Here is a 12388-nt window from a genome sequence, read left to right on the forward strand (position 1 = left end):
CCTTAATTGCAGCAACGAGCAACACGAGTTGGGCGATCATCCCCCATCGCATTTAGCCTTGCTAACTCGTTTTCTATGAAATTTGGTTCGTTTACCACGGTCGAGGTAATTGCTTGTTTCATCCACATAGGTAGAGTCGGGTTTAAAGAGTAAAACACCCACTGCTGGTGTTTTCTATCCGACAAAATGCCTTGTTTTTTAAGCTGTGCTAAATGCCTTGAAACCTTTGGCTGGCTCTGCTCATTAAGTGCCGTCATTAGTTCGCATACGCAAACCTCTTGCTCAACGGCGATAAGCAATAAGCTTTTTAAACGAATATCATCGGCAAGCGCTTTATAAAATGTGGTTGGCGAAATCGATGCTGGTTTTTCTTTGTTTTGGGATTGCACAAACTGTTTAATTCGCTCATTGAGCTCTTGCAAGGTTTTTTCAAAGGCGTGAGGTTCAGGACGCGTTTTAGGATCAATAAAGTCCCATGCAAGGCAATGGCTGCCATCGACGCGATTAGCACATTCTTTTACAGCGTCATCACATAGGGTAATGACGTAATCAAAATGCAGATTACTGACATCGTTTAAGTGTTTTGAGTGTAAGTCATCGGTTTTTAAGCCAAAATGTTCAATCGCCGCAAGCGTACGAGGGTCTACCGCATAAGGTTCAGTACCCGCACTAAACACCTCAAACTCACCTTTACCATGATGTTTAAGCAACGCTTCAGCCATAATTGATCGGGCTGAATTTTCTGTACATAAAAAGAGAACTTTCACGACTCACTCCATAACAATTTGGTTATATAATATTTTTGTTATATAAAGTGCGCAAGTTATTTTTCTTGATGACTTAGCTTAAATTGAACTAAAGAAAGAATCTGGCGCATCTGTGCGCCAGCTTAGATTTTGCCGTGTTTAGAGGGTTATTTTGCTTGTAAGGTTAAATAGTCACTCATGACTTTTTCAAGCTGATCGTAATCTTTTTGCTGAGTAACAGCCCCTGCGACCACCACCTGCGTTGTTGGCTCATACATCACCAAAGTGCCCCAAAAGCCACCATGTTGATAAACTAACGTGCCGTTATATTCTTTTGCGAATAAACCCAAACGATAAGGACTATCTGCAGGTAAGCCTTTATCAGATAGCATGAGTTTGAGCGTTTCAGGATGTTTAAAGACCTTACCTAAAAATAAAGCCTGATAAAATTTAGCCATACCGATTGGGCTGGCAACAAGCCCACCGCCACCATATAAATCGACTGTTGGGCTCCAATTAAAAGTGTCGGTGCCATGCAAATATTGATGTACGCGTCGAGACTCATCCACAGCAACTGTATCACCCCGTTCCCAGACCACATTTTCGATATGATTTTTATCGAAACTTAAGTATTGGCGAACCGCTTCAGGCAAAGGTAAACCTGTCACTCTTTCAATAATATGGCCGAGTAACACATAACCGGTATCTGAATATGAGAAACGTTCACCAGGTTTGCCAACTGGATCGCCCCACTCTACACACCCTTTAATTTGCTCGCGCATCGTAATATCTCGCTGCGGATTTGCCATTATGCCAGCTAAATACTGATCGCTTTGGGCGTGATCGTATAACCCTGCCGTATGACTCAGCACTTGCTTTAGCGTCATTTTATCTAGGGCATAGCCATCGCTTTCAAGAAGCGCAAAAAAGTCGTCAGAAATTAACTTATCAAGCGTTGTATCAAGGTTTAATTTACCTTCTTCATGCAAACGTAGCACCGTTGCCGCAGTGAAGGTTTTAGTGACACTGGCAATTCTAAATAAACTATTTGGGTTAATAACTTGCGGCGCATTTTCTTTACTTTGCTTTGCCGTTGAAAAAGCATGTCCATCATCAACAATCACATGAAGTGCAAAACCTGTAAGGGGAGCTTGTTGATTTGCATTGAGAATTTGCCCCATTAAAGCGTGGTGAGTTTCGAGAGGCTTTGTAGGCTCTGCAGTCACAGGTAAAACCACCAGCGATAGAGCAACAAATAAAGAGCTTAGCGTTTTTTTACTCGCTTGAGAGCACCGACGTTCCATAACATTTTCCTTAAATATAGTCCTTAAATAGCGCCTACAGCTTTCGAAAAAAGGCAATTAAGCAGCCTAAAACTGCTTAACTGACATTAACAAACGACTTTCGCCTTGTCGAATTAATAAGTTAACACTACTTTATAAGCATATTCACAGCCATAATAACCAGCAGCCCTGCAAAGATTTTTTTGATGGTAGAGACAGGTAAATGATGCGTTGCTTTTGCACCTAATGGTGCGGTAAACCACGAAGTACAAACAATACCAAACAAGGCTGGTAAATAAACAAAACCAGCAAAGCCTTCTTTTAATGTAAAGTACTGACTGCCAGAACTGATGTAACCCACTGAGCCAAATAGCGCAATGACAATACCGCACGCCGAAGCACAGCCAATAGCTTTTTTCATATCGACCGAGAAAAACGTCAGTAACGGCACAAGTACCGCACCACCGCCAATGCCTATCATGGCAGAGAGACCCCCCGTGATGCTTGTATAAAATGTTAAAAGGCCTTTATTAGGTAGCGAGCGTGTTGTTTGGCTATCATTTTTACTGCCTAAAATCATTTTTAGTGCAATAAGCAATACACTCACAGCAAATACAATTCGCACTACATGTTCTGGTAATAGTGAAGCCAAAAAGCCACTGATAAGTGCGCCTAATGCAACCCCAGTCATTACCCACGGAGCCAATTGCCAAGGCACATTGCCATTTTTGTGGTGGGCAATAGCTGATGAGGTTGAAGTAAACAGAATTGAGGCAAGCGATGTAGCAATCGCCACCAGCACAACTTGCTCAGCAGGTAACACCTGAAAGTGCAGCAAGATCATGCTTAATATGGGCACAATCACCAAACCGCCACCAATTCCTAATAGCCCAGCTAAAAAGCCAACCCCGCTGCCAAGTACGGCGCAAGCAATAATAAGCACGATTAATTCGTTCATTGTATTTGTCTGTATTGTTGATTTAGGGAACCGAGTATAACAACAATAAAGTACGGGGTTGCTCTCAAAAGTACTGTTAAGTAGTGAATATTACTCACGTTTTATATGAAATTACTGCAACTCCAATAAATTAATTTAGAAATCTAGACGTCCAAAATGACTTAAAAGCATTTTTTCACTATCCGTTCCTAAAAGTTTTACTAAAACAGTAAATATTTATGAATCTGCCTCATGTTTTACCTGAAATAAAAACGTTTTTCTTCATGATACTGAGCACGTATAAATTGATACCCAAGCCACCTCAAAGTTAATGACCTAGCGATTTAAGGAAGGTGAGCAGCAATCATTTATCTCAGGAAATATGGACACATTGCTATGAACAACGATTTTAAATATACAGTTAAAAGTTTAAAGCTAGACGAAAACTATCACCCATCTAACAGCACGCGTATTACAACTAACTTTGCTAACTTGGCACGAGGCGCAAGCCGTCAACAAAATTTGCGTAATGCATTAAAAATGATTGATAGCCGCTTTAATGCACTAGCAAATTGGGATAACCCGCAAGGCAACCGCTATTCCGTAGAACTTGAAATCATTTCGGTTGATTTAGAAATTGCGGGGAGCGCTGAAGCTTTCCCATCTATTGAGGTATTAAAAACCAACATCATTGATCACCAAACTAATGAACGTATCGAAGGAATTGTTGGTAATAACTTTTCATCGTATGTACGTGATTACGACTTTAGCGTGCTATTGCTTGACCATAATAAAAACAAAACAGAGTTTACTATTCCAGATAACTTTGGTGATCTTCATGGCAAACTTTTTAAAAGCTTCATAAATTCAGAAACCTATAAACAACACTTTAAAAAACCTCCTGTTATTTGTTTAAGCGTTTCTGATAATAAAACCTATCATCGCACTGAAAACCAACACCCGATTTTAGGTGTTGAGTATCAACCGAATGAGTCGTCATTAACCGAGCAATACTTTAAAAAAATGGGCTTACAGGTGCGCTATTTTATGCCACCAAACACGGTTGCTCCGCTGGCGTTTTATTTCTTTGGTGACCTGCTGAATGATTACACCAACTTAGAGTTGATCAGCACCATCAGCACCATGGAAACATTTCAGAAAATCTACCGTCCAGAAATTTATAACGCTAATGCCGTGGCGGGTAGTTGCTATCAACCAAATTTAAGAAACAACGATCACTCTATCACGCAAATCGTTTACGACCGTGAAGAGCGCAGCCAACTGGCTGTAGCACAAGGTAAATTTACTGAACAACACTTTATTAAGCCTTATCAATCAGTACTTGAGAAGTGGTCTGCTAACTACACTATTTAATGAGAGTAAAAATGAAAAAATTATTACCGACATCTACAGCAGGCAGTTTACCAAAACCTGCTTGGCTTGCTGAGCCTGAAACCTTATGGTCACCCTGGAAATTACAAGGTGCAGAACTTACCGACGGCAAACAAGACGCACTACGCGTTGCCTTACAAGAGCAACAACAAGCTGGCGTTGATATCGTGAGCGATGGCGAGCAGACCCGCCAACACTTTGTAACGACCTTTATCGAACACTTAAATGGCGTTGACTTTGAAAACCGTAAAACCGTAACCATTCGTAATCGCTACGAAGCAAGTGTTCCGAGTGTGATTGGCCCGGTATCACGCAGCAAACCAGTGTTTGTTGAAGACGCGAAGTTTTTACGTTCGCAGACCAAGCAACCTATAAAATGGGCGCTGCCAGGGCCTATGACCATGATCGACACCTTGTACGACGCGCACTATCAAAGCCGTGAACAACTGGCGTGGGAATTTGCCAAAATCCTCAATCAAGAGGCAAAAGAGCTCGAAGCCGCGGGTGTTGATATTATTCAATTTGATGAGCCTGCGTTTAATGTGTTCTTCGATGATGTTAATGACTGGGGCATTGAGTGCCTAGAAAGAGCAATCGAAGGCTTAAAGTGCGAAACCGCCGTACACATTTGCTACGGCTATGGCATCAAAGCCAACACTGACTGGAAACAAACACTGGGCAATGAATGGCGCCAATACGAAGAAGTATTCCCAAAACTTCAAAAGTCGAATATCGATATTATTTCGCTGGAGTGCCACAACTCTCGCGTACCTATTGAGCTATTAGCACTGATACGCGGCAAAAAAGTGATGGTTGGCGCCATTGATGTAGCAAGCAATGAAGTTGAAACCCCTGACGAGGTAGCACACACATTACGTGAAGCGCTTAAATATGTTGATGCCGATAAGCTTTATCCATGCACAAATTGCGGTATGGCTCCCCTCCCTCGCAACATAGCAAGCGCCAAGCTCAGTGCGCTAAGTAAAGGCGCAGAGATTGTGAGGGGGGAGATTTTAGGGGCTAGGCTCTAAGAGTAGTTGCGAGTTACTAGGGGAAAGGTGAAAGTTACGAGGTGCGAGGATCGAGGTGTGCACCTACCTCATCCCTTGTCGCCATAAATGACGACCTACATTGTAGGTCGGGCTTTAGCCCGCCAGATTTTAAATTTGAAATGGACCTGATTCTGTAGCAGCGATTTCACATCGCGTTTATGGTTTTATTTTTACGAGAGTATGTTAGCGAGTTTTTAGGGGAAAGGTGAAAGCTACGAGGTGCGAGGATCGAGTTGTGCACCTACCTCATCCCTTGTCGCCATAAATGACGACCTTGTAGGTCGGGCTTTAGCCCGTCAAATTTTAAATTTAGAATAGAGCCGGATTATACGTAAGCGTGAAACGTGTTTCGCGCGCCCGAGAACTTAATCCCTAGCGCCATTGTTAACCTTTAGGGTGTTTAAGCTCAAGCAAGTCCCATTTGTTGCCATATAAATCCTGAAACACCACCACAGTGCCGTAAAGCTCTTCTCTTGGTGATTCATTAAATACAATACCTTTACTTTTCATGCTGTTGTAATCACGCCAAAAGTCATTGCTGTGTAAAAACAAAAATACTCGACCACCGGTTTGATTACCAACAGCGTGCATTTGCTGTTGATTACTGGCTTTTGCAAGTAGCAGGTGTGTACCGTTAGAACCCGGTGGCGAGACTAAAACCCACCGTTTTCCCTCGCCTAAATCGGTATCTTCAATCAATGTAAATTGTAATTTTTCGGTGTAGAAGGCTATCGCTTCATCGTAATCATTTACCACCAGTGCAACACTGCCGATGTGTTGCTTTATCTCATTTTTCATTACAAAACCTTGCTGCATAAAACCCATTTGGATTATCAGTGTGCCTATTAACGAAAAACAAAACAACTGATTAAGTGAATGACAGTTTAAAGCCGCAGCACAGCAATATCAGCGGATAAAAAACAAGAAAATAAAGAATAAAATATTCAAAGAAAAGACACCAAAAAAGCTCAACCAATTGTTTTAATTGATCATGTACATATAAACACCAGAAAAACCACCTCGTCCCCAAAACGAAAAAACTCAATTAAATACAAAAAGTTAAAGTTTTTTAGGTACAAAACAAAAGAAAATCTAAAAACATCAAATAAATAATAAAATATTCTTGATCTGTTCTATATTTGTACTATTTTAATTTAAGCAGCGACTGTATAGGTGTTGTATTTCGGTCACTGGTAACTAAAAAGTAAGATCCTTTAAGGGTCTTAGTTTCGCTATTAATGCTCAGTAACAACGAGTCAGATTAAAATAATAACAAATTTGAAAGGTGCAAAATGAAAGCTCTTCGCTTATCTAAAATGACCATTGCAGTTCAGTCAGCAATGCTATTGACTGCAAGTATGTCAATGCCAACCTTTTCACAAGAGGTGAAAAAGGACTTACCCACAAATAAAAATTCAGAAAAAAATCTCAAAGATGAAGAAATCGAAGTTATTCAAGTAACAGGTATTCGCTCATCTTTGCGTGAGAACTTGAATAACAAACGATATTCAGATGTTATTGTTGATTCTATTAATACAGAAGATATTGCCAAAAACCCTGATAAAAATATGGCTGAAGCGTTGCAACGTGTGGCTGGGGTACAAATTGAGCGACAATTTGGTGAAGGCTCGAAAGTGTCTATTCGTGGCACGTCACCCGAACTAACCAATACCCTAGTTAATGGTCAATCAGCCAAATCAGCATCCTATTTACCAGGCCAATCAGAAAGTAATGCCTTTGATTTTTCAAATATTCCAGCAGAGCGTGTTTCTAAAATTGAAGTCCATAAATCAGCCCGTGCCGACCTTGATGCCGGTGGTATTGGCGGCACCGTCATATTACATACTAAAAAACCTTTGGAACAAGAAGATGGCTATGGGTATTTTAATGTTGAATCAGAGTATAACGACTCTTCAAAGAAGTATTCACCACAAGTATCAACAGCCTATAATTTTGTCTCTGAAAATAAAAAGTTTGGCGCTTCAATTAGCGTAAGTCATCAACAACGCAAGGCATTTCGTACCGGTTTTGAATCAGATGGTATTGCTGGTAATGAAGGCGCGATCAGCACAGGCTTTGCACAAACAGATGCAATAGAGTGTCCAACAGAAGCATGTGCCAGCAGCGATATCAATCTGCGCCATATGAACAATCATGCCCTAATCATTACACGTCACATGGCATTAAATGGTTATACCTACGGTGACTTAGAAGCAGTCGCAAATAATGGTGCTTATTGGCCAACAGAAGATCCCAGTAACTCTGGTGTATGGAACAACTATACACAAAATTGGGGGCAACTCGATGAAGTGATAGACCCAACTTATATTGACCCAGTATGGGGGCTTTTTTGGGGTAGCAGAAGAGAAGCAGGGTTAGGTCAAACTCCTGCTAGAACATTAGGTAACATGGTCTACGCGCCAGCTTTCTCAACCGATGAAAGCCGCCTGGATACAACTTTAAACTTTCAGTGGGCACCTATTGATAACTTAAGTTTAAACCTAGAGATAAATCAGAATAAGTCTGATCGAGATAATAAAAATGACAATTTATATGCTCAACCACACCGTATTGTACAACTGTTGTATAGCAACGAAGTGCCTGGCATCGATCCCCGACTCGTGATGGATCCTGAACGCGATATTGTTTTATCAGCAACCTACCCTATTGATGGCACAAATTTAGTTCGCGGTGCAGGCATGGTCTGGGATGGTAACAACTATTACGATGGCGATATTCGATGGGGCGAAATGATCCGTCGCGACTCAAACGATAGAAGTGGCACCGAAACTGAACAAAATCGCTACCATCTTACTGTTGATTTTGAACACGATGACTTTGTAATGAAGTTTCAAGCTGGTCACACAGAAGCAGAGAGTACCGTACTCGATCGTGGAACCACACTTGCCAGTCGTTATGGGGATTACGAAACGCTTTACTCAGGTGACGATGCATCTTTAAAAATCCCAACTTATGAAGGGGTCAATTTAGGGTATGGATATAACCCCGATACCGGCAAAGTATATTGGGGGCTTGAGGCTGACCCATCACTAACAGGGCAAGCGCTTATCGATGCACAACAGCGCGCTAAAAACTTCTTGCTTGCGCCTACTAACGAGTTTTATTTACTAACAGGTGGCTTAAATAACTCTGCTCGCTACCGTGAAAACACCGAAGATTTTCTGCAAGGAGATATTACGTGGTCTTTCGAGAATGACTTTTATATTGATAGCATCAAATTTGGCGCTAAGTATCGCAATATAGAACGTACACAGCGCTACTATACAGAAGGAGCGCGTTTTCATGGCTATGCAAATGAATCAAGTGATTTCCCTCTCATTCTGGCAGAGCAAATTGTAGGTGGTACGGTATCTGGCTTAGACTCTGCGGGTCATGATATACCTAATGAATATTTTGATATCGACCAAGCAAAACGTGACTCATTGCTCAATGATCACTTTTTATTACTCAATTCAGAAGGCACACCGAATGAAGGTGCTTGTGTAGATGCAATCGCAAACTCAGCAAACCCTGAAAACTATTATGGCTGTCGTTCTGGTTTAACTGAATCGGCAGGATCAGCCTATAAAGTAACTGAAGAATTACTAGCCTATTATGCAATGGCAAACTTCAGTGGTGAAAAATTCAGAGGTAATGTAGGTATTCGCGTAGTCGACACACAACGAGAATCTGTCGGTAATGAAGTGGCAAAAGATGAAAATGGTCAGCTTCTTTCATACCCTATTGATGAAACCGATCCAAATTATGTCGCGGGTCTTGCTGGTTTTAATCAGTATTCGCCGCTTGTGCAAAAAAGTAGTACTAAAGACTATTTACCAAGTTTTAATATTGCTTATGACCTTGCTGACGATCTTGTTCTAAGAGCCGCCGCGTCAAAGAATATTTCTCATCCGAGCCTTACTCAGCTCAGAAGTAACTTTAGCTTAGTAACCGAACGCTACCGATTCTACACTGACGGTAGACAGCAAGATTTAACCCCAAATGGAGATGCTGAGCGCCTACCAATGGATTCGCAGCGCCGAGGATCGGTTGGTAATCCAAACTTAGGTTCATATTCATCAGTCAACTCTGAAGTAGGCGTAGAATGGTACTTTGCTGAGTCATCTATTTTTGCCATTACAGCCTTTCAAAAAGATATTAAAGATATGGTGCGATCATCATCTCAAGTTCAAGACTTAAGTTACCTAGGGGATGAAGGGAAAACAGATGATAACGGTTACTCAATATACGGAGACTACGTTGTTAGTTCTTACTTCAATACAGGTGAGCAAAAAGTAAAAGGGCTTGAATTTCAGTTACAACATGATTTCGGTAATGGTTTTGGTGGCTTAATTAATTACACTTATACAGATGTGCCGGATCAAAAGTTCAACACCTCAACCTTTTCATATGAAATAGCTGATATGACTGATACAGAAACTCATTTGAGTGATCCGTCTCAACGTGAGTACTTTGAAGTTACTGGGTTTAATACTCAAACAGTTAGTCAAACAGAACCTATGTTTGGACAGTCACAAGACACCCTCAATGCATCTATTTATTTTGAAAATGACACTTTTTCGGCACGGTTGTCATATAACTATCGAAGTGAATTCGCTAATGCCAGCTTTACAGACGGTATTCGTTACACTGATGCGCGCCAACAACTCGACTTCAAAGCGACCTATCAAATCCTAGACAATTTAGTAGCAAGCTTTGCAGTAACAAACTTAACCAATGAAAATGTTGTGCAATACATAAAAACATCACAAATTGTTAATGACCCAGTTATTAATAAAATGAAATGGATCGACGAAATTGGCGAAGATGGTGTCGCAACAGGCAATCGCGTTGTCGCTAAAGATGAAAATGGCAACAATATTGTTGAGTCTTCTGTCTCAGGAGAAGAGGCCTTTGCCATTTTATCGCAAGCAAGTGGTATTCCTGTTGAAGAGTTAAAACCTTATTACCAAAATCATTTAGATAAGATATTTGTTAATGAGTGGACTAATGGCCGTCGCTACTACTTAGGCATAAACTGGACCTTTTAGCGATTATTTTTCTATTAAGTGGTTATTAAAATAGCCACTTAATAGTTTACATCTAGCCTTCGCACCTCATTTACAGCAACTCGATTAAAGTAACTACTCAATACTTGTTAATCATCTGCAAAATAAACAAACCTGTTCTAACGCCCAACTATCAATCTAACTTTTAAAAAAGAAATTCTTTAAGCAAATAACCCACTACTAAAAACTTAAGCCATTATTTAGCAATACTTATTTTCTAAACCCTCAATAAAATAATAATAAAGAAGTAAGTCTGACTGGATAACCTAGCATCTTTTTGCTAAATTCATTTGGACCATGGAGTGGGATTTAGTTAAAGGAACAACAATGAACGAATTTGATATTTTCATTAAAAATATTGTTTTAAATTGCATACGTGAGCAAGGTAGCTGCAGTGATCTTCATGAAGAAGATGAACAACTAACTTTCTATGTGAACATAAACAGCAGCGATAAGTTATGCTCCCAGAAACAGTTTAAAATAACTTACCCAATTAGTTACTCAATTGAGTCTGCACTTAGATACGAAATCGATTTACTCAGATACCTAGATTCAGGTGAAATAAGAACCCCTTTTACATCAGATATTATTGAAGTACTAAAATCAGAACTTGAGTATTTTGTATCAAGCAGCAAACCGCAGGGTGAGTACCATATTTGTTGATACCTGAGTGATAGCCTGATAAAAAAAGTTTTATCAGGCTGTTACTAATCAAGTTACTGCCATTTCTTGCTGTAGCAGTGACGTGGATCATTTTATTGTATACACGCAATTAAATGGCAAGCTCTTCATTAATCTAGCCAAACATTGCCGGTTTGATGTGTCCAAAATATAGATGCTTTGCCATCACTACGCTGATAAAAATGCTTTACCTTTATCAGATGACTAACTTTTGAAATAACCTTTATATTGCCTTGAACAAACGCAATTACTCGTTGCTGTATTTTAAGTTTGCTGGTTCTTCCTGCTAAAGACTGCTAAGTGAAACTTTTAAACACAAAATGAGAATGCTTTAATTGGCTATTTTCAAACATCCTCATTGTGTATTCCAATTAATTCATCAGCTTATTGGTAAAGTAATTTTAATTTGTTTGGTAATAAAAGCTTGTTTTAGAGAGTGGTTTTATTATGTCGTACTCTAGGTCAAAAGCATTTCTATCACCGCTTTTAGGTATAGTGTATTTGTCTAAAAGGACTACTCCCCAATGATTATCGCTAAGGCCACCAAAGATCACATTGACGCTGTCATACTCATCTTTTGTAATAGCTGCAACCTTATACTCAACCATTAAATCTCTGAGTTCTTGTGTATCAGCTGATAGCTCCATCAAGTTTGGCTCTGCATCAGGGCTTAGAATTTTATAATCGGCTGAGGGTACAAACCCAGCATATCTTGATGGTGTATAGCTTATTAATTGGGTGGGAGAATAAAAAGTATTGTTAACACGGTACACGTGCGGCGCAGATTGCTGGACAAGTTTTAAAGTTTGGCTATTTTTAAATACCAAAATCTCTGCCTCCGATACATCTAAAAATGACCGAATTAACTTAAGTCTTTGTTCAGTACACTTTTCTTTTTTACAAATAACTAAATTTGGAAGTTTTGTTCCAACTTGCTCTTTAACATTTAAAAACTGGCTACCAAGCACTCCTAAGTTAAAGTTAGTGAACGCTTGCTTATCTTTGTCATTTTTAAATTTAGTGGCATGAATATCAAAGATGCTAAACGGATAAAAAGAGGGTAAGTAGGCAAGCTCTAAATCGGTTTGCGGCATCATTTCATCCATGTGCTTTAATACCGCGCGATACTCTTTATCTATTTCATCATTAAAATAGTCTGGTCTTTCAGCCAGTGCTGTAACAGAAAATAAAAAAGCACTACAAAGTAATATTTTGTTTAACATGAAAA

Annotated in this window: 9 protein-coding genes; 4 read left to right on the top strand and 5 right to left on the bottom strand. The window is 39.9% G+C overall.

Annotation, left to right across the window (positions count from 1 at the left end):
• Positions 1-2: 2 nt before the first annotated feature.
• The 3 genes from NH454_RS17920 to NH454_RS17930 form a co-directional block, all read right to left on the bottom strand.
• Entirely contained in the window at positions 3-767 is a 765-nt protein-coding gene (locus tag NH454_RS17920; protein WP_366031140.1) for a metalloregulator ArsR/SmtB family transcription factor, read from the bottom strand.
• A 146-nt stretch (positions 768-913) separates the two neighbouring features.
• A complete protein-coding gene (locus NH454_RS17925; protein ID WP_253039829.1) occupies positions 914-2050 on the bottom strand; it encodes a serine hydrolase domain-containing protein in 1137 nt (378 codons plus the stop codon).
• Between the two features lie 127 nt (positions 2051-2177).
• Entirely contained in the window at positions 2178-2987 is an 810-nt protein-coding gene (locus NH454_RS17930) for a sulfite exporter TauE/SafE family protein (protein WP_135926767.1), read from the bottom strand.
• Positions 2988-3362: 375 nt separating this feature from the next.
• Here NH454_RS17930 and NH454_RS17935 point away from each other — a divergent pair, with 375 nt between their 5' ends.
• Positions 3363-4340, top strand: a complete 978-nt coding sequence (locus NH454_RS17935) for a DUF1852 domain-containing protein (RefSeq protein ID WP_138558276.1) — start codon at positions 3363-3365, stop codon at positions 4338-4340.
• An 11-nt stretch (positions 4341-4351) separates the two neighbouring features.
• On the top strand, positions 4352-5389 hold the full coding sequence (locus tag NH454_RS17940) for a methionine synthase (RefSeq protein ID WP_253039830.1): 1038 nt from the start codon (positions 4352-4354) through the stop codon (positions 5387-5389).
• A gap of 405 nt (positions 5390-5794) precedes the next feature.
• Here NH454_RS17940 and NH454_RS17945 read toward each other — a convergent pair whose 3' ends face one another.
• Entirely contained in the window at positions 5795-6208 is a 414-nt protein-coding gene (locus NH454_RS17945; protein ID WP_253039831.1) for a VOC family protein, read from the bottom strand.
• A gap of 494 nt (positions 6209-6702) precedes the next feature.
• Between NH454_RS17945 and NH454_RS17950 the strand changes: the two genes are divergently transcribed.
• Both NH454_RS17950 and NH454_RS17955 read left to right on the top strand, forming a co-directional pair.
• Positions 6703-10461, top strand: coding sequence for a TonB-dependent receptor (locus NH454_RS17950; RefSeq protein ID WP_253039832.1), 3759 nt, complete (start codon positions 6703-6705; stop codon positions 10459-10461).
• A gap of 345 nt (positions 10462-10806) precedes the next feature.
• On the top strand, positions 10807-11142 hold the full coding sequence (locus tag NH454_RS17955; RefSeq protein WP_138558180.1) for a hypothetical protein: 336 nt from the start codon (positions 10807-10809) through the stop codon (positions 11140-11142).
• 419 nt (positions 11143-11561) lie between these two features.
• Here NH454_RS17955 and NH454_RS17960 read toward each other — a convergent pair whose 3' ends face one another.
• A complete protein-coding gene (locus tag NH454_RS17960) occupies positions 11562-12383 on the bottom strand; it encodes a hypothetical protein (protein WP_253039833.1) in 822 nt (273 codons plus the stop codon).
• Between the last annotated feature and the right edge of the window lie 5 nt (positions 12384-12388).

Origin of the sequence: Pseudoalteromonas sp. Ps84H-4, assembly GCF_024124645.1 — a bacterium.
Taxonomy (GTDB): domain Bacteria; phylum Pseudomonadota; class Gammaproteobacteria; order Enterobacterales; family Alteromonadaceae; genus Pseudoalteromonas; species Pseudoalteromonas lipolytica_C.